The 25,113-nt window shown below is 51.3% G+C and carries 21 protein-coding genes; 8 read left to right on the forward strand and 13 right to left on the reverse strand.

Annotated elements, in window-relative coordinates:
- Positions 1 to 4: 4 nt before the first annotated feature.
- Positions 5 to 1,609 (reverse strand): NFACT RNA binding domain-containing protein, encoded by a 1,605-nt coding sequence (locus ACS5NO_RS06210; protein WP_439414322.1) that lies wholly within the window; start codon positions 1,607 to 1,609, stop codon positions 5 to 7.
- Positions 1,610 to 1,776: 167 nt separating this feature from the next.
- On the opposite strand from ACS5NO_RS06210, the gene ACS5NO_RS06215 reads away from it, so the two are divergent.
- Positions 1,777 to 2,961 carry an AGE family epimerase/isomerase gene (locus ACS5NO_RS06215; protein ID WP_439414323.1) on the forward strand — a complete coding sequence of 395 codons (1,185 nt, stop codon included), beginning with the start codon at positions 1,777 to 1,779 and terminating at the stop codon, positions 2,959 to 2,961.
- A gap of 6 nt (positions 2,962 to 2,967) precedes the next feature.
- Here ACS5NO_RS06215 and ACS5NO_RS06220 read toward each other — a convergent pair whose 3' ends face one another.
- Positions 2,968 to 3,729 (reverse strand): MBL fold metallo-hydrolase, encoded by a 762-nt coding sequence (locus ACS5NO_RS06220; RefSeq protein ID WP_439414324.1) that lies wholly within the window; start codon positions 3,727 to 3,729, stop codon positions 2,968 to 2,970.
- Between the two features lie 63 nt (positions 3,730 to 3,792).
- The gene (locus ACS5NO_RS06225; protein WP_124906585.1) at positions 3,793 to 4,170 is read right to left on the reverse strand and encodes a response regulator; all 378 of its coding nucleotides are present in this window, start codon (positions 4,168 to 4,170) and stop codon (positions 3,793 to 3,795) included.
- A 392-nt stretch (positions 4,171 to 4,562) separates the two neighbouring features.
- On the opposite strand from ACS5NO_RS06225, the gene ACS5NO_RS06230 reads away from it, so the two are divergent.
- On the forward strand, positions 4,563 to 5,003 hold the full coding sequence (locus tag ACS5NO_RS06230) for a WapI family immunity protein (protein ID WP_138989424.1): 441 nt from the start codon (positions 4,563 to 4,565) through the stop codon (positions 5,001 to 5,003).
- Positions 5,004 to 5,010: 7 nt separating this feature from the next.
- Here the strand turns inward: ACS5NO_RS06230 and ACS5NO_RS06235 are convergent, their stop codons facing one another.
- Genes ACS5NO_RS06235 through ACS5NO_RS06245 form a run of 3 tightly spaced genes read right to left on the reverse strand, consistent with a single transcriptional unit; the run spans position 5,011 to position 9,288 of the window.
- Positions 5,011 to 5,676, reverse strand: a complete 666-nt coding sequence (locus tag ACS5NO_RS06235) for a Uma2 family endonuclease (protein ID WP_439414325.1) — start codon at positions 5,674 to 5,676, stop codon at positions 5,011 to 5,013.
- A gap of 45 nt (positions 5,677 to 5,721) precedes the next feature.
- Positions 5,722 to 7,911, reverse strand: coding sequence for a methylmalonyl-CoA mutase (gene scpA / locus ACS5NO_RS06240; protein ID WP_439414326.1), 2,190 nt, complete (start codon positions 7,909 to 7,911; stop codon positions 5,722 to 5,724).
- A 21-nt stretch (positions 7,912 to 7,932) separates the two neighbouring features.
- Entirely contained in the window at positions 7,933 to 9,288 is a 1,356-nt protein-coding gene (locus tag ACS5NO_RS06245; RefSeq protein WP_439414327.1) for a methylmalonyl-CoA mutase family protein, read from the reverse strand.
- A gap of 458 nt (positions 9,289 to 9,746) precedes the next feature.
- On the opposite strand from ACS5NO_RS06245, the gene dnaA reads away from it, so the two are divergent.
- From dnaA to ACS5NO_RS06260, 3 genes are all read left to right on the forward strand, one after another.
- A complete protein-coding gene (gene dnaA / locus ACS5NO_RS06250) occupies positions 9,747 to 11,156 on the forward strand; it encodes a chromosomal replication initiator protein DnaA (protein WP_150881492.1) in 1,410 nt (469 codons plus the stop codon).
- A 102-nt stretch (positions 11,157 to 11,258) separates the two neighbouring features.
- Entirely contained in the window at positions 11,259 to 12,218 is a 960-nt protein-coding gene (locus ACS5NO_RS06255) for a GNAT family N-acetyltransferase (RefSeq protein WP_439414328.1), read from the forward strand.
- Complete coding sequence (locus ACS5NO_RS06260; RefSeq protein ID WP_439414329.1) at positions 12,188 to 13,255, forward strand: GNAT family N-acetyltransferase; 1,068 nt, start codon at positions 12,188 to 12,190, stop codon at positions 13,253 to 13,255. Before ACS5NO_RS06255 ends, ACS5NO_RS06260 begins: the two co-directional genes overlap by 31 nt.
- Here ACS5NO_RS06260 and ACS5NO_RS06265 read toward each other — a convergent pair.
- The 3 genes from ACS5NO_RS06265 to ACS5NO_RS06275 form a co-directional block, all read right to left on the reverse strand.
- Positions 13,245 to 14,048, reverse strand: coding sequence for a DUF3108 domain-containing protein (locus ACS5NO_RS06265; RefSeq protein WP_150881398.1), 804 nt, complete (start codon positions 14,046 to 14,048; stop codon positions 13,245 to 13,247). The genes ACS5NO_RS06260 and ACS5NO_RS06265 overlap by 11 nt on opposite strands.
- Positions 14,049 to 14,150: 102 nt before the next feature.
- Positions 14,151 to 15,194: an aminopeptidase gene (locus ACS5NO_RS06270; RefSeq protein WP_439414330.1), complete on the reverse strand. Its 1,044-nt coding sequence runs from the start codon at positions 15,192 to 15,194 to the stop codon at positions 14,151 to 14,153.
- A 28-nt stretch (positions 15,195 to 15,222) separates the two neighbouring features.
- The gene (locus tag ACS5NO_RS06275) at positions 15,223 to 16,242 is read right to left on the reverse strand and encodes a lipid A deacylase (RefSeq protein ID WP_439414331.1); all 1,020 of its coding nucleotides are present in this window, start codon (positions 16,240 to 16,242) and stop codon (positions 15,223 to 15,225) included.
- 246 nt (positions 16,243 to 16,488) lie between these two features.
- Between ACS5NO_RS06275 and recA the strand changes: the two genes are divergently transcribed.
- On the forward strand, positions 16,489 to 17,559 hold the full coding sequence (gene recA / locus ACS5NO_RS06280) for a recombinase RecA (protein WP_439414332.1): 1,071 nt from the start codon (positions 16,489 to 16,491) through the stop codon (positions 17,557 to 17,559).
- 178 nt (positions 17,560 to 17,737) lie between these two features.
- Here recA and ACS5NO_RS06285 read toward each other — a convergent pair whose 3' ends face one another.
- Positions 17,738 to 19,024: a citrate synthase gene (locus ACS5NO_RS06285; protein ID WP_150881402.1), complete on the reverse strand. Its 1,287-nt coding sequence runs from the start codon at positions 19,022 to 19,024 to the stop codon at positions 17,738 to 17,740.
- A gap of 347 nt (positions 19,025 to 19,371) precedes the next feature.
- Here ACS5NO_RS06285 and ACS5NO_RS06290 point away from each other — a divergent pair, with 347 nt between their 5' ends.
- Positions 19,372 to 20,439: a DUF3500 domain-containing protein gene (locus ACS5NO_RS06290; protein ID WP_439414333.1), complete on the forward strand. Its 1,068-nt coding sequence runs from the start codon at positions 19,372 to 19,374 to the stop codon at positions 20,437 to 20,439.
- 43 nt (positions 20,440 to 20,482) lie between these two features.
- Here the strand turns inward: ACS5NO_RS06290 and ACS5NO_RS06295 are convergent, their stop codons facing one another.
- From ACS5NO_RS06295 to ACS5NO_RS06305, 3 genes are all read right to left on the reverse strand, one after another.
- Positions 20,483 to 20,905: a hypothetical protein gene (locus tag ACS5NO_RS06295; protein ID WP_439414334.1), complete on the reverse strand. Its 423-nt coding sequence runs from the start codon at positions 20,903 to 20,905 to the stop codon at positions 20,483 to 20,485.
- Positions 20,906 to 21,004: 99 nt separating this feature from the next.
- A complete protein-coding gene (locus ACS5NO_RS06300; RefSeq protein WP_439414335.1) occupies positions 21,005 to 22,168 on the reverse strand; it encodes an acyltransferase family protein in 1,164 nt (387 codons plus the stop codon).
- Positions 22,169 to 22,386: 218 nt separating this feature from the next.
- The gene (locus tag ACS5NO_RS06305) at positions 22,387 to 23,280 is read right to left on the reverse strand and encodes a LysR substrate-binding domain-containing protein (protein WP_439414336.1); all 894 of its coding nucleotides are present in this window, start codon (positions 23,278 to 23,280) and stop codon (positions 22,387 to 22,389) included.
- Positions 23,281 to 23,467: 187 nt separating this feature from the next.
- Between ACS5NO_RS06305 and ACS5NO_RS06310 the strand changes: the two genes are divergently transcribed.
- Positions 23,468 to 25,108: a glycerol-3-phosphate dehydrogenase/oxidase gene (locus ACS5NO_RS06310; protein WP_439414337.1), complete on the forward strand. Its 1,641-nt coding sequence runs from the start codon at positions 23,468 to 23,470 to the stop codon at positions 25,106 to 25,108.
- Positions 25,109 to 25,113 lie beyond the last annotated feature (5 nt).

The raw sequence follows: 25,113 nt of genomic DNA on the forward strand, positions 1-25,113 counted from the left end.
GGGGTTAAACGGTTTTGAGCAGTCCTTCATCTTTCGGTACGACCAGAATTACTTCTTCTTTTTCGACTTTCACCTGACCGGCCGCCAACCCTTTGGGTTTGCGGACGAATTTTTTGGGTGTATAAATAACCGGGCAGAGCGAATCCGTCCGGCGTTTGGAATACCAGGCCGCCAGTTCAGCCGCCCGTTCGATGACGGTTTTGGGAAACGTCTTCCCGGCTTTGTATTTAATCACGACGTGCGAGCCCGACACGTCGCGGGCGTGCAGCCACAGATCGTCTTTGTAGGCGTATTGCTGCGTCAGCAAATCATTGTTTTTCGAATTGCGCCCAATCAAAATCACAAAACCTTCGTGAATCACCTGCTTGAACAAAGGAGCCGTCCCGTCGGCGGCTTTTTCTTCTTTGATCGGATTCTTTTTCAGGTATTTCCGCAACTCCCGCAGCGATTCCACGGGTTGAATCAGGTCGATTTGTTGCTGAAGCTGCTGAACTTCCAACTCCCGGTTTTCGATTTGTTCCTGAAGGATAACGGTTTCAATTTTCTCGTTTTTTGCTTTTCGATAGTAATGTTCGGCGTTTTTCTGGGGACTGAGGTCGGTTTTGAGCTTGATTTTAATCGGTTTGTTCCGGTAAAAATCCTCCAGTTCCACCACCTCCGGCGAACGCGCCCCCGGACTTTCGGGAATCTGGTGCAGATTGGCCATCAGGATGTTGGCAACCTCTTCATTCTTAACCGATTCGTCCAGTCCAATGAGCCGTTGCAGGTTGGCGTCGATGGAGGCTTTGGTGCGTTTCAGCCGCTTTTCCAATAACCGCAGGGCTTCGCCTTTCTCGCGTTCCAGCGTATTTTGCCCCATAAAGCTGGCGAAAAACCGGTTGCTGGCTTCGAGCGGATCGGTAAATTCCTGCCGGATGGGTTCGCCGTAAAGCAGAAGGGAGAGCGCAGGTTTGTGTTGAAACATCGTGAGGTAAAAGCGCGGTTGTTCCAGTTGCCGCACGGTTTCCTGAATCAAGTCCCACTTTCCGCTTTCGTCTTTTTCGTTGATGTCTTTTTCCTCCAGATACGCATTGACGAGTTTCCCGAAGGTCGGAAACAGCTTCCGGTGGTCGAAACCGCTTTGTTCGTAAGCTTCCCACGATTGATCGAGCGGCCGGTCGAGAGCTGACAGCACGAGTTGGGTGTCAGCCGCCAGTTTGTTGTTGAACAGGTCGATCACCGCATCGTCCGAAAAGATCAGCAGATTCGGGCGGTTTCCAAAAAATTTGAACAGCAACGTAAAACCGCCTTCCAGCGTAATCGCCAGACAGCGTTCGTTCAGAAATGAGCGGACGTCGATCACCGGCTGGTCATACAAATTCTCGAACAGATCGACGCTGTTGATGCGGGCGCGCTGGATGGTTTCGGGAAACAGCAGGCCCGAAAAATCGGGTCGGAGGGTGGCTTTGATGAAAAACGGGCGGTAAAAATTGACTTTTCCCCGGGCGTGAGCGAACACCAGCACCAGTTCGTCCCGATCCTGGCTGAAACATTCCATCAGTTTCAGGCCGATTAAATGCGGTTTCAGGGCAGGAGCAAGCTGACGAAGAAAATAGTAATTGGTGTGCATAGGGCACAAAAGTACCGGAAATTAAGGGGGCAGCGAAAAGAATATCGAATAATGAATATCGAACAACGAATATTGAATAGCGAAGTAGGATTATTCACTTCATTATTTCGATATTCGTTATTCAATGTTCAGTATTCGATATTTCTTTATACTTTCCTAACCTTGTTATGATTGACCTTCGAGTGATCCGTCAGGAACTCAATCAGGAATTAAAAGACATTCTGGCTTATTGGCAGAAATATGGCCCTGACCCGGTTGCGGGGTATTATGGCCAGGTCAATTACCAGAATGTGCCAAAAACCGATGCTGCCAAAGGCATTGTGCTCAACAGCCGCATTCTGTGGACGTTTGCCGCTGCCGCCCGGCATATGCAGCACGACGAATACCTTCCCTACGCCGAACGCGCCTACAACTACATCGAAAAATATTTTCGGGATAAGGAACACGGTGGCGTGTACTGGGCCGTCGACTACAAAGGCGAGCCGCTACAAACCTTCAAGCAACAATACGGTCAGGCGTTTGCGATCTACGGATTGAGCGAATATTACCGGGCCACCAAACACCAGCCCGCCCTGGATTTTGCCAGAGATATTTACGGACGGATGATCAAACACGCCTACGATCCCAAACGGGGCGGTTTTTACGAGTCGATGACCCGCGACTGGTCGGGCATGGCCGACGACTACGTGATCAGCAAAAAAGACAATCACGAAAGCAAAACCATGAATACGCACCTCCACATTCTGGAGGCATTCACCAACCTCTACCGCGCCTGGCCGGACAAAGGGCTGAATCAGCACATTCACGGACTGATCGGCAATTTTGAGAAATACATTGTCGATCCGAAAACGTACCGGATGAATCTGTTCATGGATGACGACTGGAAGATCCGGAAAACCGCCATTTCCTACGGCCACGACATCGAAGCATCCTGGCTGCTGGTCGAATCGGCCGAAGCCCTGCACGACGAAGCGTTGATCAAACGCATCAAGACGCTTTCCGTGAAAATGGCGCGGGCGGCTGCCACCGGTCTGGAAGCCGACGGCGGGATGAACTACGAGTATGATCCCAAAGAAAACCATGTGAACCGCGAACGCTCGTGGTGGGTGATGGCCGAAGCCATGGTCGGTTTTATGAATGCGTATCAGCTAACCAAGGAGCAGCAGTTTCTGGATAAGTCGCTGAAAACCTGGGAGTTTATCAAAACCTATCTGCTCGACAAGAAGAACGGCGAGTGGTATAGCGGCATTGACGAAAACCACAAAATACTCGGAAATACCAAAATCAGCATGTGGAAGTGCCCGTATCACAACGGCCGGGCGTGCATCGAAATGGTGGATCGGTTGGGGTGAGATCGCCTACAGTTCAATTTTTAACCCATCATAACCCAGTCGGATCGACGGCGGCAATCGTTTTTCGACTTCCCGGTGAAGACCAATTTTGTGGCTCATGTGGACAAAATAGGTTTGTTCCGGCCGAATCCGCTCCACCAGTGCGAGGGCCTGTTCGAGCGTGAAGTGGGAAATATGGGGCTCGATTTGCAGGGCATCCAGCACCAGAATCCGCGTTCCGTACACCTTTTCCAGCTCTTCGTCGGAAATATAATTGAGGTCGGTCAGGTAGGTGAAGTTATGAATGCGGTAACCAAAAACCGGTAACCGATGGTGTAATACATCGATGGGCGTGAACAGAACACCCTCAATTTCAATCGGTTCATTCCGGATCTCGTTCAACTGGAGCCGTGGAATGCCGGGGTATTTTTTTTCGGCGAAGATGTAGGCGTATTCGGTCTGAAGCTGGTTCAGGACGCGCTGGTGGGCATAAACAGGGACATCCTGCCCCTGCAGAAAGTTGTAAGCCCGAACTTCATCCAGCCCGGCGGTGTGGTCTTTGTGTTCGTGCGTAAACAGCACCGCATCGAGTCGTTGGATGCCGGTGCGCAACATCTGCTGTCGAAAATCCGGGCCGGTATCGACAACGAAGCTTTTTCCATCAATGTCGAGATGAACGGAGGTCCGCAACCGTTTGTCCCGGAAGTCAATCGAGCGGCATACGTCACACGCACAACCAATCAGCGGCACACCGGAGGATGTTCCTGTTCCGAGGAGCGTAACAATCATAAGGATTGAAAGAAGGAAAAGTGGAGGAGTGATTTAACAGACACTCCTCCGTCTCTTCACACCTTATTTATCCGTTAGCTGATTCACGACTTCGACCAGCCGGTCGAAGTTCAGCGGTTTCACCAGAACATCGTTGAAACCGGCGGTTTTAAATTCTTCCTCCGTATAATTTTTCGCGTTTCCGGTGATGGCTACCACGGGAACTGCGGCTTTTTCTTTGTCGGCGAGCGCCCGCACCCGGCGTACGCACTCCATGCCATCCATCACGGGCATGTTAATATCCAGCAGGATGATGCTGAAATCTTCCTTTTCCAGAATTTGCAATACCTGCTCCCCGTTTTTGACGGAGGTGATGTCGTAATTCTGAAATTCAAGAATTTTACGGGCAAGGTTCTGGATAACGGAGCTGTCTTCGGCAATCAGTACTCGTTTGGTAGACATAAAGTCAATGGCTTGTGGTGAACTGTATCTTCACAGGAAGTTTGGACAGGTGAAATTAACGACTATTCCAATAACACAAAAAAAATGTTCGTGTACAGTCCCTACTTAATTTCGTTTATCAGACGATAAAGAGGTGACTTTGAATTATTTCTCGCCTAGTTAAATTTTTTAAACGGAAAATGCTATATAATTCTATCCCTTTTGTATTTTTACTTTACGTTTATACCTACGTGTTGGTTGTGTTTGAATGGCTACTGGCTTTCGGTTGAGACCCGGTTTTACTGATTCGGTTCTGCGATTTGCCTTGGCTGCCCCGTGCCTGAACTGCGCTGCAAGATTGTGTTGATCCTACTTCGGTCTGCCTCAAACAGATCGCCTGATTTTTCTAACCCATGAAACTGACTGGCCCCGAAGCTTCTTTTGAATTGGATATTCTGGACTATGAATACAGCGATTCGCAGTATTTTATGGATCGTAACTGGCTGTTGATCAGCTTAAAAACCCGGTATCGAAACAAAGAGTATACGACGACGGCTCCCCTGTTATCGACCTGGGAAATTGAGTTGCTGATCAACTGGATGCGTTCGGTGGCTTCTCAACGGGAGCTTTCGCCCCGGCTTTCGTTTGTAGAACCGTGCCTGGGCTTCAGCAATTCGTCGAAAGGGCTGAGTGGGTATTCATTCGGGATCAAACTGGATCAGGAAGCGGCCCCGGATTGGTACAGTGATCCCAACAAACCATTCTGGTTGTCGGTCAGTCCCAACAACGATGAGCTGGAGCGCGCTATTTCGGATCTGGAAGGGCAATTGGGCCGTTTTCCGGTGCGGGATTAAGAACCCATTACTTCCTGATCAATTCCTGTAAGGTGTGCATATTGACGGTTTTATCGAAAATGGCTCGCACCGGAATCCGGAAACCGGGGATCGTCAGACTTTCGAGGGTGTCATCCACAAAAAGAACCGCAGCTTCTTCAAAAGCCATCAAATCCTCGTCCAGTTTATACTGCTCCAGCGACTGACGAACCGGATCGATCATCCAGTATTCCCGGACGCCATGCGCGGCATAGTCTTCGAATTTGATGCCTCTGTCTCGCCCGGTGGTGGTTCGGGAGAGAATTTCAACAATGAGATCCGGGGCAGGATGTTCCATCTGATCGTCGTGGAACGATGCCGCTATTTCTTTGTTCCAGTAGCAAATATCTGGTTCATAATCGTTTCGGGACAAGGCAACCAGCGCCTTTTCGGTATTCACTTCACCTAAATCCTGTTTGTTAACATAGACTTTTAACAGCATCAGGAGGTTTTCACTGGCATTCAAATGTTGTCGCTTAACCGGCGAGTGCATCACAACCACACCATTGATAAATTCCGCTTTTACATCATCGCGCAGCCATTCCCGGAATTCTTTACGCCGTTGTGCTTCGTCGTTCAATATAGCCTGTGCCCGTTCGATAACCAGTTTGGCATCCGGCGCTTCCAGTAAATCAGCAACGCGGCTTGTGATCATAGTGAAAATCAATTTTTATAAAAATACGAAAAAACGGTTTACGATCTAAGGCTGGCCCAACTCGGGCATCAGCCCCTTCAATATTTTCTGAGCCGCTATTGAAATAACCGTTCCCGGCCCGAAAACGCCTTTGACTCCCGCATCATACAGAAACTGGTAATCCTGCGCGGGAATGACGCCCCCGGCAATGACCATGATGTCGTCGCGGCCGATGGTTTTCAACTCCTCGATCAGTTGGGGCACCAGCGTTTTATGCCCGGCGGCCAGACTCGACACGCCGACGAGGTGAACGTCGTTTTCGGCGGCTTGCCGGGCTACTTCCTCCGGCGTCTGAAACAGCGGCCCCATATCCACATCGAAGCCCAGGTCGGCAAAGCTGGTGGCAATGACCTTGGCCCCCCGGTCGTGGCCATCCTGCCCCATTTTGGCCACCAGAATCCGTGGACGGCGGCCTTCCCGCTCGGCAAACCGGTCGGTGAGCTGACGGGCGAGCCGGAAATTTTCATCATCCGACACCTCGGCGGAATAGATGCCTGACACAGAACGAATCGTGGCCTTGTGACGGCCAAATGCTTTTTCCATAGCGTATGAAATTTCTCCTAACGTGGCCCGGTGACGGGCAGCTTCGATGGCGAGGGTCAGGAGGTTGGCTGCCCCCCATTCCCCTTTAGGGGGTGTAGACTCCTCCTTTAGGGGGCCGGGGGGCATTTGAGCGGCTTCGGTAATTGCTTCCAGCGCGGCTTCCACTTTGGCCTGATTCCGCCGGGCTTTCACCTCATTAATTCGCCGGATCTGCCCTTCCCGAACGGCTTGGTTATCGACTTCCAGCAATTCCAGTTCCTTTTCCGAATCGGGGCGGTATTGGTTGACGCCGACAATGACATCTTTCCCGGAATCGATGCGGGCCTGTTTTCGGGCGGCTGCTTCCTCGATGCGGAGTTTGGGCAGGCCGGTTTCAATCGCTTTGGTCATGCCGCCCAGGGTTTCCACTTCCTGAATCAACGCCCAGGCTTTCTGAATCAATTGATCGGTTAGCGATTCGACGTAATACGAACCGCCCCACGGATCGACCACGGACGTCACGTCGGTTTCGTATTGCAGATAAAGCTGCGTATTTCGGGCAATCCGCGCCGAAAAATCGGTGGGCAGCGCAATGGCTTCGTCCAGCGAATTCGTGTGCAGCGATTGCGTATGCCCCAGTACAGCCGCCAGCGCTTCGACACACGTCCTAGCCACATTGTTGAACGGGTCCTGTTCCGTCAGGCTGTAGCCACTGGTCTGGCAGTGGGTTCGCAACGCCAGCGACTTCGGGTTTTTCGGTTCAAATTGCCGGACCAGCGTCGCCCAAAGCACCCGGGCCGCCCGCATTTTGGCAATTTCCATAAAATGGTTCATGCCGATTCCCCAGAAAAACGACAGGCGGGGCGCAAATTCATCGATGCTCATCCCGGCTTTCAAACCGGTTCGGATATATTCCAGGCCATCGGCCAGCGTATAGGCCAGCTCGATGTGGGCGGGCGCGCCCGCTTCGTGCATGTGGTAGCCGCTGATGCTGATGGAGTTGAACCTGGGCATGTAGCGACTCGTATACGCAAAAATATCGCCGACCAGCCGCATCGACGGTTCGGGGGGATAGATGTAGGTGTTCCGTACCATGAACTCCTTCAGAATGTCGTTCTGAATGGTGCCCGACAATTGCTCCGGCCGGACGCCCTGTTCCTCAGCGGCCACGATGTAAAACGCCAGAATGGGCAAAACCGCCCCGTTCATGGTCATCGATACCGACATCTGATCGAGCGGAATCTGGTCGAACAGCGTCTTCATGTCCTCGACCGTGTCGATGGCAACCCCGGCTTTTCCAACATCACCCACCACGCGCGGATGGTCGGAATCGTAGCCCCGGTGAGTCGCCAGATCGAAGGCAACGGAAAGCCCTTTTTGCCCGGCCGCCAGATTCCGGCGGTAGAACGCATTGGACGCTTCGGCGGTTGAAAAACCGGCATACTGGCGGATGGTCCACGGCTGGGTCAGGTACATGCTGCTGTAGGGGCCACGCAGAAAAGGCGGAATCCCGGCGACGGAACCCAGGTGCTGGGCGTCGGCAAGGTCGGCGGCTTCGTAATGCGGTTTTATTTTAATGCCTTCGGAGGTTACGAAAGGGCGCGAAGACGTGGCTGACGATGGAGGGTTGTCAGGTGTCGTTTGATGAAGTGGCGTATTGAAATCAGGTCTCATACCGGTTTTCTCTTCTGGAAATTACTCGAATTCTTGGGGCAATCGTAAAACCGGTAAGGTTTTTTGAAACCTTACCGGTTTGGCCACCATGACCTTCTCATCAATCCGGAACTTCGTCACGCCCACCAAAATCCGGCCGTTCTTCACTGCTTCCACTTTGGCCTGATACGCTTTCTCCAGTTCGCTGGGAACAAAACCGCTTTCGGTTGCTTTCAATAAACCGCCCTGCTTTTCGACATCCAGAAACAACGCCCAGGCCGACTCAACCAACTCGTTCGTCAGGGTTTCGAGGTAATACGAACCCGCCGAGGGGTCGAGCGTTTTGTCCAGATGGGCTTCTTCTTTCAGCAAAATGGAAATATTCCGGGCAATGCGGGTAGAAAATTCATCGGGTTCGCCGAAAACCGCGTCGTATGGATGAACGGTCAGCGCATCACAGCCCCCGATGACGGCGGACATGGCTTCCGTCGTGGCCCGGAGCAGGTTGTTGTAAGGCGTGGCCGTGGCGTCGTAGAAGGTGGAGGTTTGAGCGTGAATGAATAATGAATAGCGAATATCGAATATCGAATAATGAAGTAACAAGCGTTGCCAGAGGATGCGGAGGGCGCGGAGTTTGGCGATCTCGGTGAAGTAACTCGTTCCGACCGAGACCACGAAGGCGGTTTTGGGAATCAGTTGTTCCATCGTTAAACCGGCGTTGGTCAGGTAGTCGAAGACGTCCACCACGGCGTTGAGCGTAAAGGCCAGTTCCTGCGTGGCGGTGGCTCCGGCGTTGTGGAAAACCGTGCTGCCTACGGTTATCGTGCGAAAGTGGGGTGAGTCCAGCGTTAGGCGCGTCGCTTCCGCCATCTGGGCAAGTGCCGCGTCGGGATGGGTGATAGATTGGAGGGAACAGCCCACCGGTTCGTCAAAAATACCGCCTTTCAGTTGATACGGCAGAATCTGCTTCAACGCCTTCGCCACGTTTTCCGACTGCCCATCGACGCGAAACCAAACCGGCGTGTTGCTCAGTTTCAGGCCATGCAGCAGCCGACTCCACTGAATTTTTTCGATTTTTGCCTCGGTCAAATCAAGAAGAAAACCATCGGCTCCTTTGGTGAGCCCCGTACGCAGAACTGTATTGGTCTCACTTTCCGTTTCAAACCGCACACCCGGAACATTCAGCCAGCCCAGCGACCGGCCCGTTTGTTGGCTTTGCTGGTTCGTGGCAAGTGGCAACTTCGCCAGATCTTCGTTTGTATAAAACGGCTCCGTCTCCAGGCCATCGGGTGTGAGCCGCTTCAGGGATTCAACCGGTTTTCCTTTTAGGTCGGCCACCACCTGCCGGGTCCACTCCGCTTTCGTAACGGCCGGAAAGAGCGATTTTATAGAAAACATAGTATCAAGGGCTGTAGGGTTAAAAAGGGTTGAATGGTTTGATGCTTGAATATGGTTGAATGGTTAAATGGTTTTACGGTAAAAAGGATGGCCTTCACAAGCAGCCATTAGCCATTTAACCATCAAACCATTTTAACCATCAAACCATTTTCAACCATTCAACCATCGAATTCATCAAATCCATTCTTTTCCAAAGTTAGGTCTTTTCGGAGTAAAGCCACAGCGGGAGGCTTCACTGTTCACTATTGGGTTGTATTATTTTGATAATCTATTTTAATGTATTGATAGATAAAAAATGGGGCTGTATTTTTATCCGGCCGGAGTTTGGCAAGTCACCTTGTCTGCTCTATTTTTTTTCCTACTTTTGTCTCCCTTTTTTCACCCACCGGGCTGATTGTCTTGGGCAATTTGGCTTTATTATTAGGTAAAATGAAACTGTGAACATATCCGTACCCGGCATACAGCGTGAAGCAGTGACGGTCTGGAACCGCTGCCTGCAGGTGATCCAGGAGAACATTCCCGACCAGAGTTTTCGGACCTGGTTCGAGCCGATTGTTCCCCTGCGCCTGAATGGAAGCGAACTGACCATCCAGGTACCCAGCCAGTTCTTCTACGAATGGCTGGAGGAAAACTATGTTCATTTACTCCGAAAAGCGCTCGACTTTGCCATCGGTCATCACGGTCAATTGCAATATTCGATCATTGTCGACAAAGGTGACGAAGGGAGTAAGCCGTTGACAGTCAACGTGCCGACGTCAAAGTCACCTCAAAATGCCAAACCGGATAACGTCGACGCCGATATTTTGAAGAGTCCATTTGAAATGAAAGACCTGGACTCACTGCAACTGGATTCGTACCTGAATCCGGCCTATACATTTGATAATTTTATTGAAGGCGACTGCAACCGGCTGGGCCGCTCGGCGGGTTTCGCCATCGCCCAGAATCCGGGAACCACGGCCTTTAATCCGCTGATGATCTACGGCGGGGTGGGGTTGGGCAAAACGCACCTGGTGCAGGCCGTCGGCAATTATATCAAAAATAACAATCAGGACAAATTCGTCCTGTACGTGTCTTCCGAAAAGTTTACCACCCAGTTTATCAACTCCATCCGTACCGATTCGCTGCGGGATTTCATGGGTTTTTACATGCAGGTCGACGTGCTGATCATCGATGATGTGCAGTTTTGGGCGGGGAAAGAAAAAACCCAGGAGACTTTTTTCCATATTTTCAACCACCTGCACGGCGCCAAGAAGCAGATCATCATGACGTCCGACCGTGCCCCCCGCGACTTGCAGGGCATGCAGGACCGGCTTCAGTCGCGCTTCAAGCAGGGACTGACGGCTGATCTGACCCAGCCGGATCTGGAAACACGGACGGCGATTATCCAGAAAAAACTGCTGGCCGAAGGCATCTTTATCGAGCATAACGTCATCGAATACCTGGCGCACAGCATCAACACGAATGTGCGCGAACTGGAAGGCGTCATTGTGTCGCTGATGGCACAGGCGTCGCTCAACCGCCGGGAAATCGATCTGGATCTGGCGCGGAACACCCTCCGGAACCTCATCATCGACTCGGATAAGGAAGTGACCATCGATACCATTCAGGATGTGGTGGCCGATCATTTCAAAATCGCGGTTTCTGATTTGAAAAGCAAAAGCCGGAAGAAAGAAGCCGTTTTCCCGCGCCAGATTGCCATGTTTCTGGCCAAAGACCTGACGGAATTGTCGTTGAAATCGATTGGCTATCACTTCGGAGGACGTGACCACAGCACGGTGATTCACGCCATTCAAACGATCAGCGACATCACCAACACGAACCCGCAAATCCGCGAAACCGTCGAAAAGCTGAAGGGCTCGTTGAAATAAGTTAAGAATTAAGAATTATGAGTTAAAAGTTGGCTGACGCATTAACTCATAACTCTTAATTCTTAACTACATAAAGTAATGAACCCCAGACCCTAAACTCATTTGGTTCGTCTGCTCTCCCGACAACACCTCGACGATGCCGCGTATGATCGGTGCGTGGCCCTTTCCCCGCAGCGGCTGGTCTATGCGTTTTCGTGGTATCTGGACGTCGTTTCGCCGGGGTGGGAGTTGCTGGTAGAAGGTGATTATGAACGAGTGATGCCATTGCCGGTTCGCAGTCGGTATGGCGTCAAATCCGTTATTCAGCCTTTGTTCTGCCACCAGCTGGGTGTTTTTTCGGCTGGTGAAACACCGAATTCTTCGGTTTTATCCCGGTTTTTGGAAGCCCTCCACCAGCACATACGCTACATCCCTTCGTATCAGTTCAATGCCGTCAATTCAGCCGGGTTAGTTGCGCCGGTACTACAACCAATTTTCCTGACAAATCACGTATTGAATCTCCGGAAACCGTATGCGGAACTGGCTGCGGGCTATTCGAAAGATCGAAAAAACAACCTGAAACGCGGTTTGCAGCGCGAATGGGAATTTGTCGATACCGACGATGTTGCTCCGCTGATCGACTTATTTCGGAAGCACAACACCGCTGGTATTGGTCGCGTTGCGCCCCAGGCCTATGGTCAACTTCGGCAACTGGTTGCGGTTTTGCAAAACCGGCAGCAGGTAACCATTCGGGTGGCAAAGCAAAACGGACGGATCGAAGCGGGGTGCCTGCTGGTGACGGACGTAAACCGGATCATTCATTTGTTCTGCGCGGCCAGTCCGGAAGGGCGAAGGGGCAACGCCCGAACCGTTATTCTGGATCAATTCATTCGGGAATACGCCGGGCAGCCGCTCTGTTTTGATTTTGAAAGTCCGGAAGTCGAAAATCTGGCGGCTTTTAACCGAAGTTTCGGGGCCGAACCGGAGCCGTATGTTCGGCTGGTCAGCAATCGATTGCCGGATTCGGTGCGGTTCTTGCACCGGATGAAGCAATGGCTGCAGCAAACGCTTCTCTCCCGATGACCGTCCGGTATCTCGACCGCGCTGACCTCGACGCGGTTCGCTGGGATGATTGCGTTGCCGAATCGTCCCAACGACTGATCTATGCGTTCTCGTGGTACCTGGATGCCCTGACCACGGGCGTCGGCGCTCCACAGTGGGGCGGTATCGTGGCCGAACGGGGCGGACAATACGTAGCCGTGATGCCGGTGGTTTACAAAAAAAAGTACGGGATACGGTATGCCTACCAACCCGATTACTGCCAGCAACTGGGGATTTTCAGCCGGGCCGGAATCGATTTAGCTTCATGGTCTTCCAAATTTTTCGATCAATTAAACCGGTCATTTCGCTGGGTGGTTTCGTACCGGTTTAACGAAAAAAATGAAAACGAACTGCGATTTCCGACCGGTTTTTCTGCGATCAAGCGTTATAACCACGTTTTGCCGCTCAATAAACCGTATGAAGAAATCTACCGTCATTATGCAACCGACCGAAAAACCAATCTCAACCGGGCGCGCAATGTGGGCTGGGTGGTAGAAGAAAAACCGGACATGCGGCTACTGATTCAACTGCATCGGGAACACAACGAAGAAAAGGCAGTCGGTGGTATTCAACTAGATTTAACAATCTACGACCGGTTTATGAAAGCCGTCGATCAACTAAAATACCGGGGAATGACGCGCATCTGGCTGGCCCGGAAGGAAGGCGAAAAAAACGCTGAAGCGGGTGGCTTGTTTGTGCTGGATCGCGACCGGATCAGTTATCTTTTTAATGGCGCATCACCGACCGGGCGGAAGCAACAGGCGCGGTTGTGGATGATCAATCAACTTATTGAGGAATTTGCCGGACAACCTGTGGAATTTGATTTCGAAAGTCCGGCGGTAGGAGCGGAGTCGGTGAAGGCGTATTACCAGAGCTTTGGGGCCGAAAGCCGCCCCTATACCGAAATCACCTACGACCATCTGCCGTGGTTTATTGCCTGCGCCTGGGCTTTGGTTCGTAGGGTTTCTGGATGGAAAACCGCGCTGGAAGGAGCCGTTCGTAGGGGCTTTACTGCTTAAAAAATTTCAGGTCGTTGCGTAAACCGGAGTGTTTTTTCAGATCCATTTCCATGGAACCCACCCACAATTCCACCTCGATCTTTACCGGAATTTTATTGGCATCGTCCGACACCCAGATCCGAATCGCATCCTCGCCTTTGAACAATTTATTTTCCGGCAAAACCGGATTCAGTTTGATGGCATTGATGTGACCAAACCGGGTTTTAACCACCTCCCGACCCCGATACCGCACTTTCATGTTGTAGACCTGATCGTCGAAAAAAGCGGGTACTTCGATGGTTTGGTTCGTGTTGACCCGGCTAAAGTCGATGGTTCGTAAGTAGTAATACCCGCTAATGACGTCGTGAACGTTATCCGGCACTTTAAAAACATCCTTCTGGGTTTTTTCTTCGGCCCGAACGGTATTGGCAAAGTGATTGAACGTGACGTTCTCTTCCTTGCGGTGATTGCCTTCTTCGATGTGGGCAAAAAATTTCTGCGGCAGAATCGCCGTCGTATCGATGTATGACCGCCAGGTGTTGCGAATCCGGGTGACGAGGTCGAAGGCACCGACGGTTCGGCCATACACGTTGACGCGGTAGCAAGGCCGTTCGTTGACTTTATAAAGCGTAGGAGCTACATCGACCACCGCTTCCGCAGCGTTGAAAATGCCGTAATGGACTTTATATTCCAGGTGCTCACCGGCCCCAAAACTGGAATTGGGTACGCGACGGTACGCATTTTCCGGTTTCAGCGCCACCTGCGACAGAGCCGCACTGGTTAGGATGGATAGGATAAGGACTACTTTTTTCATGATCGCTTGACCCTTGGCCCCGCAAATGTCAGGATTAGAGATAGATACTTCCAACTGGAAACGAATGAACCGCCAAAAAAAGTGGCTCAACCGTCATCAAACTCATAAAGACGGATACGTCTTTTTCAAATACGTCAGATACTGACTAAAATTGCTATTGAACTTCTCTTCAAATTCGCGCCGGAAGCTGTTCTGCTGCTGCCGGTAGGTTTTATAGCCCACGAAGTACGCGTTATTCGGCAAATTCTGAGGATTAAACCGGCGCTTTTTAGGAACCGGTATGCCCGCCAGCGACTTTCTTTCCAGGGTGTCGACGGTTTCGACAATCTGGCCGATCAACTGCCACTTCTTCTCCTCCCTGACCCGTTCGGGTGTTTGAGGGTTGTAAGTGGCGTATAAACTATCGAGTTTCCGGGTTCCGTGCAAAACGTGTTCGTCGTATTTTTCGCCGTATTGCTTCGAATCCAGATACCCGAGAGCCGCCGGTGAGTTGGCTCCGTATTTCTGGGTCAGAAATTTTAAGGCTCCGTATTCACCGACAAAATCCGCGAGGTTTTCGTTGTATTCCAGGTTGTCTTTCACAAACAGCGTGCCATGCGTCAGTTCGTGAATGATCAACTCGGCCAACTGCCCTTCCGATCGTTTCAACATGGACGACAAAATAGGGTCACGGAAAAATCCTAACGTCGACCAGGCTGATACTTCATTTAAACGCGTATCGTAGCCCAGTTGTTTCAGTTCGTTCTGTTCCTGATTGGCGCGGTCACGTTCAAAAAAACCTTTATACGCAAACGTGCCGATGACCGGGAACTCCCATTCTTTGGCCACAAGCCGGTATTTTTCCGAAGCTACTACGACCCACAAAATCGGTTGCCCGTGCTGGTCGTAAAAAGTCGTGTAGTTTTTGGAAGGATTAATACCCAGAGAATCAACGGCATAACGTTTGATTTCCTGAATAAGTTCAATTTTTTGCTTCAAAGAATCCGGAATCGAGGCATCGGCCATCACTTCTTCGACCGGGCGCGTGTTCCACAAAATCCGGAATTGCCCCTTCGCCTGCATCCAGCCATACCCGATCAGATTGCGGTACCAGATTCCCAACACAATACATACGGCCAGAAGTGCCAGCAGGATTTTACGAACCATAGACAAAAATAGCAGACTCTCCCGGTTTTTAGTGCCGGAAGGTGATATAAACCCCCTCCGAATGCTCAAATTTTCCGTTTCCAAGGTCATAATGCGGCTCAAAACGGACGCTTATCGAAAGCCCGCTGGCGATCGAAATATCCTTTAAAAACCGCAGAATGAAAAGCTGCCGGTTACGCTCCTCGTAGGTGCTGTTATACCGGCGCGTGTAGCTCTGGTACAAATCTCCGCCCAGTTCGGCCCGGTAGGCATTCCCGCGCCAGTAGCTAACCAAAACCGTCAGTGGTTTGAGCTGTAGCGTCAGGTTGGGATAAAAAGCACCACCGGAATAAGCTTTTTCCGCATTTTCGGAATAGCCAGCCACATAGGTGTCCAGCCGGGCCGAGCGCAAAAAACCGGACGCTCCATTCTGCCAGGTCAAACTCAGGCTACCGGCCGCGTTCAAGGCCGTTCGGACGGGGAGCGGGCTGTTGATGTTTTGACCGCCAGCGTGAAAAGCTGTAAACTGGAGCGGCACGCTCAGCCGAAAACCGGGGGAATATAGCAACGAAAATTCTGCCGAAATGCCTCCCCAGAATTGCTCCTGACGCGTGTAGCCGGGCCGGGTATTCTGGAGGTAGCTGATCCAGCCGTCGAAGAAGGTGCGGTCGGTTTGGTGGTTGATTTGCAGGCCATTCTCGATGCGTTGTTGCAGCAGCCGTTCAAAATTATAGAGCGGCTCGATCAGGTTGTGACTTACTGAGCCTTCCAACGTCCCAAAGAGGTAATTCCAGTTGCGGTGACGAAATTTCACGGTGAACGTCGGCGCGATTTGCGTGATCCGTTCCTGGCCAAAATCACTCCTGAAAAACACACCGGCTTCCACCACCACGTTCGGCGCAGGCTGGTAGGCAATCCGGGGATTGAGCTGGTAGCCAAAGAGCGTATACCCGTCGGCGATGGGGCCAAAAAACTCATTATTACGGACAAAACCCAAACTAGTGAAGCGAAAACTCAGTTTTTGAATGCTGTCGAGCCGAAAGCGTTGATCGAAGGTCCGGTTGTCCAATTGAGCGCTAACTGTATGGGATATAAAATATAAATACCATACAACTATAGTAGTAATCGTTCGGCTACACGCGGGTATTGGTGAAAAATATTTAACCTGTGTTAGCTTTTGTCGGGTTACCGAGCGTATACTACGCTTCATATATTTTGATTATTTTACAAACAGGGCTTGCAAATCTGGCTGCAAAATCGTAATTTTATAAGGCTAAACATACTAAAAATCATTTTTTGAGGAAAAACACATCACATGGCACAAGCAACCGCTAGTACGGCTACTGAGAACAAACTGAAAGCCCTGCAAACGACCATCGAAAAGTTGGACAAGGCCTATGGCAAGGGCACGGTCATGCGGCTGAGTGAAAGCAAAGTCGTTGATATTCCGGTCATTTCGACGGGCTCGCTGGGGTTGGACCTGGCGTTGGGAATCGGGGGTGTTCCACGGGGTCGGGTCGTTGAGATCTACGGGCCGGAGTCGTCGGGGAAAACCACGCTGACGCTGCACTGCATCGCCGAAGCTCAGAAAGCCGGTGGTCTGGCTGCGTTCATCGATGCCGAGCACGCGTTCGACCGTTCGTATGCTGAAAAATTAGGAATCGATACCAAAAACTTACTCATATCGCAACCCGACAACGGTGAACAGGCGCTCGAAATTGCCGAACACCTGATTAGCTCCGGGGCTATCGACATTATTGTCATTGACTCTGTGGCCGCGCTGGTTCCGAAAGCCGAACTGGAAGGTGACATGGGGGATAGCAAGATGGGTCTACAAGCCCGGTTGATGTCGCAGGCCTTGCGGAAACTGACGGGTGTGATCAACAAAACCGGTTGCTGCTGCATCTTTATCAACCAGTTGCGCGAAAAAATCGGGGTTATGTTTGGCAATCCCGAAACGACCACGGGTGGAAATGCCCTGAAATTCTACTCGTCAGTTCGGCTGGACATTCGCCGGATCGGACAGATCAAGGATGGTGATGAAATCATGGGTAACCGCACGAAAGTGAAGGTGGTCAAAAATAAACTGGCCGCTCCGTTCAAAGTGATCGAATTCGACATCATGTACGGACAGGGAATTTCGAAAGTCGGTGAAGTGCTGGACCTGGCGGTTGAACTGGAAATCGTGAAAAAATCCGGTTCCTGGTTCTCTTACGAAGGCAACCGGCTGTCACAGGGACGCGATGCGGTTAAAAACCTATTGTTCGACAATCCCGAATTGATGGCCGAACTGGAAGCTAAAATCCGCGCGATGGTGAATGCCAACGAAGATGCGCTGGTTGATCCTGTTGGCGCTGCCATTGAAGGTGACGAGACACTTGATTAAGAGATACCGTGATGAGCCGGTTTTGGGGCTTCACAACGGAAAAATTTTCAGTATTGTTTGACAAATGAAGAGGTGGTTGGCCGTTGCTGACCACCTCTTTTTCGTGATTGGCGGAAAAACAAAGAACCCCGCATTCATACGGGGTTCCTGCAATAGAATTAATTAACGTTCATGAATTCTACCGATCGCCGATGGCTTTAAACTCGCGCAACGTCGGGCCGGTATAAATCTGACGGGGACGGCCGATTGGCTCTTTCTGGGCCCGCATTTCAACGAACTGGGCGATCCAGCCGGGTAAACGTCCGATGGCGAACATCACCGTGAACATATTAGTCGGAATGCCGAGGGCGCGGTAAATAATGCCAGAATAAAAATCGACGTTAGGATACAGTTTCCGCGACACGAAATACTCATCGTGGAGAGCCGCTTCTTCGAGTCCTTTGGCAATTTCCAGCACCGGATCGTTCACGCCGAGTTTACTCAGTACATCATCGGCCGCTTTTTTGATGATACGCGCCCGGGGATCAAAATTCTTGTACACCCGGTGGCCGAAGCCGAAAAGCCGGAAACCGGTGGTTTTGGCGTTTTTCGCCATGTCGACATATTTCGCCACATCACCGCCATTGGCCTTGATTTCTTCCAGCATCTCGATCACTTCCTGGTTGGCACCGCCGTGGAGCGGCCCCCACAGCGCGTTGATACCGGCCGAAATCGAGGAATAAATATTGGCGCGTGACGAACCGACCAGCCGAACCGTCGAAGTCGAGCAGTTTTGTTCGTGATCCGCGTGAAGAATCAGCAGTTTGTTCAGCGCGCGGGAAACCACCGGATCGATCTGGTAGTCTTCCACCGGCAACGCAAACATCATGTGCAGGAAATTCGAGCAATAGTCAAGCTGGTTTTTCGGGTAATTGACCGGATGGCCCTGCGATTTTTTGAACGACCAGGTGGCAATCGTCGGCAGTTTGGCCAGCAACCGGATGATGTGCATCTGCGTCTGATCCGGCGCTTTGTCGTCGTATGAGTCCGGATAAAACGCACTCAGGGCGCTCACCAGCGATGACAATACGCCCATCGGGTGGGCATTATTGGGGAAACCTTCAAAAATTTTCCGCATGTCCTCATTCACCATCGTATGACGCCGGATGCTGTCTTCAAACTCGGCGTATTGCTGCTGAGTCGGCAAGTCACCGTAAATCAGGAGGTAAGCCACTTCCAGGAAACTGGCTTTGTCGGCAAGGTCTTCAATGGAATAGCCCCGGTACCGCAGAATGCCTTCTTCACCATCCAGGAAAGTGATCGCGCTCTGGGTCGCACCGGTATTTTTGTATCCTTTGTCTAACGTAACATAACCCGTTTGGTCGCGGAGATTGGAAATGTCAATGGCTTTTTCTTGTTCGCTACCAACAACGATTGGAAATTGGTAGGTTTTACCATCGACAGACAGTTCGGCAGTGTTTGACATACGTATTTGGGGTAGAGTAAATCGGTTATGGTAAACTTAATCGTTCAGGTTGGCTATCTATCCTCCATAGTGACGACCCTGCGCAACGAATGGACAACGCCGGGCGAGGAGTCGCCGGGCGAAATTAGCCAAAAACCACTAACGACAAGTGATTACTTTGGTAAAAACGCAAGGATTATGCAAAATCTACTTGTTTAACCCGAAATGGATGCCAATAGTTGCGACTCTAATTGGCTGAATTCATCATTTTTGAACAACAGCCCCACCTTCCGGAAAGCCCCCGATCGACGGAATCCGATTAGTAAGTTCGTGGAAGATATTCTAATTTTAGGTTCAAACCGCCGACGATGAAAAAAAATCTTATCCTCCTGTTACTCTGCGGATTCCTGACTCCGTTTGCATGGGCCCAGTCGACCAAAACGCTGATCGAAACGACCTCGCAATTTCTCAGCACGCTCGATGCCGGAGAGTTGAAAAAAACGCAGTTTCCCTTTGCCGACAGTCTTCGAAAAAAATGGACCAACCTGCCGGTGGGTCTGGTGCCAAGGCCCGGTATTGCCTACGGAACCTTATCCGATCAGAGCCGTCTGGCTTTTCACCGGGTATTGTCGGCGATGCTGAGCTCGCAGGGATACCTGAAAACGACGAGTATCATGCAGTTGGACGATATCCTGAACACCCTCTACCAGCAGGCATTCGATCAGGGCAAGATCGACCAGAAAACGCTCACCATGGTCCAGAACCTGAAGTGGTCACACGGTAATTACTACATTTCGGTCTGGGGAAAACCGCAAACCGCCGAACCCTGGGGTCTCAATTTTGGCGGACATCACCTGGCGCTCAGTCTCACCGCCGACGGCCAGAAGGTGTCGATGTCGCCCTATTTTATCGGTACCGATCCATCGGAGGTAAAAACCGCCAAATATGCGGGGCTACGCGTGTTGAGCAAGGAGGAAGATTATGGATTTATGCTCATCAACGCGCTGACCGACAAGCAGAAAGCCCTTGCTACCCTCAGGCAGGACGTTCCGAAAGACATCATAACCAGTCCGCAGGGCAGCCAGCGCATTATGCAATACTACGGCATTTCCGCCCGGCAATTCGACGAGGGACAAAAGGCGTTGCTGACTTTGCTGATTCAGGAGTATACCCACAATTTCGAACACTGGAAAGCCCATCAGCTTTTCAATAAAATCGTGAAGTCGGGCATCGACAAGATTTATTTTGCCTGGATCGGTAGCCACGAAAACAACAAACCGCATTATTACATCATCAACGGCCCCGATTTCCTGATCGAATACGATAACGTTGGTTTTCAGAACGATGGCAACCACATCCACGCCATTCTGCGGGAAAAAGGAAACGACTTTGGCGAAGATGTGTTGAAGCAGCACTACCTGGAAAGCCACAAATAACCGGCCTGAGTCCATCGAAAACCGTTGTGATAAATTGATCTGGTTACCGCCGTTTTTTTGGCGTTTTCGTCGTTAAAACATCATACGACGTTTTTCCGAAGATAATTGCCAGAATCACGGGAAGCAGAACCGCACCGGTTTTAAAGCCTGAACCCATCAATTGGTAGGTACCGGACGAAAACCGGGTGTAGGTTTGAAAAATCGCAAACAGACAGACCACAAACAGGGTGACGGCCAGCACTGCCGCCAGCGTACCACTCAGGACCCGGCTGATGAGGAAGCCGAGCAGCAAGGCCACCAAAACCGTGACCGCCACAGTGGCCATGGCTTTGGGTAGCGTTTCAAGGTAATCATGGTCGTACCAGAAAATACTGATCTGGCCAATCAAATTCGGATGGGCCAGCAGCCAGGCATCGACGATAACTAAAACGAACAGGACGAGGTAATAAAACTGGTTGTTGCGCATTGGAGAGCAAAAGGTGATGAAAACCCAATCTTCGGGAGTTTTTATGAATAAAAAAAGCCTCAAAAGAGGCTTCTGATTAGAAATAATCCCGCGACCGTTTCAGGATAACGCTGCCGCCTGGTCATTTTGTGTGTGTAGAACCGATACGGGTACCGATTCATAGCGAATCGTTTCCGGATGTGCTTTTATAGGAGCAACGATTTTGGGTCGGCTCGTGTGAATCCAGTGTAGTAGCGGTTTTTCTACCCATCGGTGCGCCAGCCAACTGAACCAGGCCAGGAACGCAACCAGCAGGACATTCGATACGACCACGAAGTTGGCAAACCCCAGAATCATCAGCGCCTGGGTAAGCATCATGATGGCGGGAACGTGAATCAAATACAGCAGATAGGAAGCATCCCCCAGCTTTGTCAGCCAGTCCGGATACGAAAACCGGTTCGACACCTCCCAACGGATCAGACCCAGCAACAGAACCATCGCCGGAAAACCGAATCCGCCGATTCTGAGCCAATAGTCGGCGGGGGTAGCCCACTCTCCGGTCAGGAAGAAAAGCCCGGCGGCCAATCCCATTAACACAGGATGAATGTCAAAGGCATTCCGGCGGGCGAGATGGTAGGCCGCCACGCCAAAGCAAAATTCCAGCGTGAAAGGACTCAACAGGAAAGAATGATGACTGAATGCGAACAGCGGGGGCTGGCCGGCCCCGGTTGCCAAACCGTTGAGCAGTGTTGCCCCCATGAGCAGAACGGGGATGATCAGGAAGTACCGCGAGACAATCAACAGTCCGAAGAGAACGTAAAAATAAAGCTCGTAGCTCAGGGTCCAGGTAACCGGGAGCAGGCTCTCATGAAAAGGAAAAAGCGTGAGCGCTTTTGCAATTTCGACGGGATTCAAGCCGTAGGAAAGCCATTTTAACGAAGGGGCAAAGGCATTGAGCCACAGAAACAGCACACCGGCTGCTACCAGAACCAGCCAGTAGATGACATAGATGCGGCCAAAGCGTCTTTTTAAATACGGAACCAACTGATCGGGTCGGTTTATTTTCGACCCGTTGGTGTGGGTAATGATGAAACCGCTGATCACAAAAAATAAATCGACGCCACCAAAACCGGCTTTGAAACATCGCAAGAAGGGGGAATAAATCGCGACATCCTCCATTTTCATCGATACGTGGAAGAGCGTGACAAGGAGGGCAGCCAGGGCGCGCAATGCCTGGATGGATGCGAAGGATTTTGGTAAGGTGTTGGTAGAACAGAGCTGCATGAAAAGGAAATGTTGGTACACGTTTCGAGTTGAAAGGCCCTTACATTTCCCGTTTACGGGCATAGGCAGTGAAAAACGAAGTGATCCCGTCAGGTCAAATGCATAAGGTTACTATTAAGATGATGATATGGCTAAATGGTAACATATTAGACCGAAATAAATATCTGCAAGATTAGTAAAAGGCTTAAAATCAGTGATGTATTGAAGGGTTTTCTGTTTTAAGACGTGTAGTACCGCCGGGCAAATGTCATAAAACCAGCGGCTAGCCCTTCTGGTAAACCCTGCAAATGGACGAAACTGAACGTTCTGGGCAGGCGAAAATCTTTGATGGAGACAATTTTGAGTACTCCGCTCTTGACTTCTTTTTCAATGGCGCGGGAGGACAGAATGGACAGGCAATTGGCGTGTTCCAGAAACGATTTGATGCTTTCTGAACTGCCCAGGTGCATGACCACAGTTAGTGCAGAAGGCCGGATGCCCCGCGCCTGGAGTGCCGTTTCCAGTACTTCGAGCGTACCGGAACCCCGTTCGCGCAACACCATCGGAATGGCACTCAGTTCTTCCAGCGAGATTTCCTTCAGACGGCTGTAGCGACTGTTGCTGTGCACGACGGCCACAAGTTCATCTTCCAGAAAATCATGGTATTTCAACCCGGCATGGTGTTTTTTGCCTTCCACAATGCCCAAATCGATCTCTTTGGCCGAAACCGCGTGTTCGATCATCTCGGTGTTGCCGGTTTGCAAACTGAGCTGGATGGTTGGATACCGTTCGTAATAGGAAGCCAGGAGGGGAGAAATCAGGTATTGGGCGATGGTGGTACTGGCACCCAGCCGCAGACTGCCTTTCAGGTCATTTTTAAAAGTATTGAGCTCAAAAAGGGCTTCCTGATACAGATCGAAGATTTGCCCGGCATACCGGAACAACACCTCACCGGGGGGCGTCAGCACAATGGTATTGCCTTTCCGGTCAAAAAGCCGAAGGCCGAGCATATCCTCCAGGGCCTTCACGTGTTTGGTAACGGCGGGCTGGGTGATGAATAGCTCCGAAGAGGCTTTCGTGAAACTGTGGTGACGGGCGACGCTGTAAAATACTCTCAACCGGAAATCTTCCATCGGAACAATCAATAAAGCTATAGTTATAACCAAAGGTAATAGAGCTACGAAGAAAACAAACCAGGAAATTGCCAATAAGCCCGTAGAGCGGTTGTTAAGTTGCATGAAAATAACTACCAGACTCTGCTTACCTTTGCATTTCTCCGCTAAACCGCACGGGCGATCCCGTCTGCGAAACAACTCGATTATGCAGCGCAACGACCATCTCAAAGAAGCCGAAAATCAGGAATTTGACATTTGCATCATTGGTGGAGGTGCCACCGGCGCCGGGTGTCTGCTCGATGCCCAAAGTCGCGGTCTGAAGGCCATTCTCATCGAGAAGCACGATTTTGCCTCCGAAACCTCCAGTAAATCGACCAAACTGATTCACGGCGGGGTGCGGTATCTGGAACAGGCGGTCAAACAGGCCGATCTGAACCAGTATCACATGGTAAAAAAAGCCCTGCGCGAACGCCTGACGCTCATCCGGAACGCTCCGCATCTGGCACATCCGCTGGCGCTGCTAACGCCCTGTATGAGCTGGATGGAAGGCATCTACTATACCGCCGGACTGAAAATGTACGACACGCTCTCCGGCGACCTGAGCATCGGAAAAAGCGAGTGGCTGAACAAGGAAGAAGCCCTGAAACGCAACCCCTCGCTCACCCATAAAATTCATAGTGCGGTGTTGTATTACGACGGTCAGTTAAACGATGCGCGGTACAACATGTCGCTGGTCAAAACCGCCATGCAATACGGCGCGGTGGCCCTCAACCACGCCGAAGCCCGCACCTTTGAGAAGGACGCGGCCGGTCAACTGGTGGTTTTGTACGTCCGGGATTCGTTAACGGGGCGGTTGTTGCGGGTGCGGGCCAAACGGTTTATCAACGCCACCGGTCCGTTTGCCGACCGCATCCGTTTGCTGGCAAACCCCGAAATGGGCATCCGGATGCGGGTCAGCAAGGGTGTACACATCATTGTGCCGGGCGAATTGATGCCATCGGATGCCGCCATTCTGGTGCCGAAAACCGACGACGGACGCGTGGTGTTCATCATTCCCTATAACGGGAAACTGATGATTGGAACGACTGAAACAGAATCTGAACTGGGCGAATCGGAGCCGGTGGTCGAGCGGGCAGAAGTCGATTACCTGATCAGTTACGTCAACCGGTATTTTGAAAAACCGATCACTGCCGATCAGGTCATTGCCGGTTTTGCCGGATTGCGCCCTTTGTTGCAGGCCGACCCCAACGCCGATACCAAGCAACTGGTGCGCGATCACGAGGTTGAAGTGGATCCGTCATCGGGCCTCGTCAGCATTCTTGGGGGCAAATGGACAACCTATCGACTTATGGCGAAAGACACCATCGACAAGTTCTATGAATTGCAGCAATGGCCCGAACAACCCTGCGTTACGGATCACATCAAACTGGTCGGGGCCGAAGGCTACGCGGATGATTTCTGGAAAGTACTGGTCAATAAATATGCGGTTCCGGAAGCCATTGCCAGACACCTGAACCGGCAGTACGGCACCGAAAGCCTGGAAATTGCCCAGCTCATGCACGACCGGCCCGACTGGACGGAGCGGCTTTCGGATCGCTTGCCACACACCAAAGCCGAGGTGGTTTTTGTAGTGAGGGCCGAAATGGCGCAGACCCTCAAGGACGTGCTGGCCCGGCGGTTTGGGCTGGAACTCACCGACTGGGAATCCACCGACCAGATTTCCGAAACCGTTGCCGACCTCATGGCCACCGAATTGGGCTGGACCGAGGACGAGCGCCGGAAAGCCGTGTCCGACTACCATGCCGAGATCGACTGGTTCCGGAAATCGGCGGGGCTGGTGCTTTAATTTGA

The organism is Larkinella fluvii (assembly GCF_051857545.1).
Classification (GTDB): domain Bacteria; phylum Bacteroidota; class Bacteroidia; order Cytophagales; family Spirosomataceae; genus Larkinella.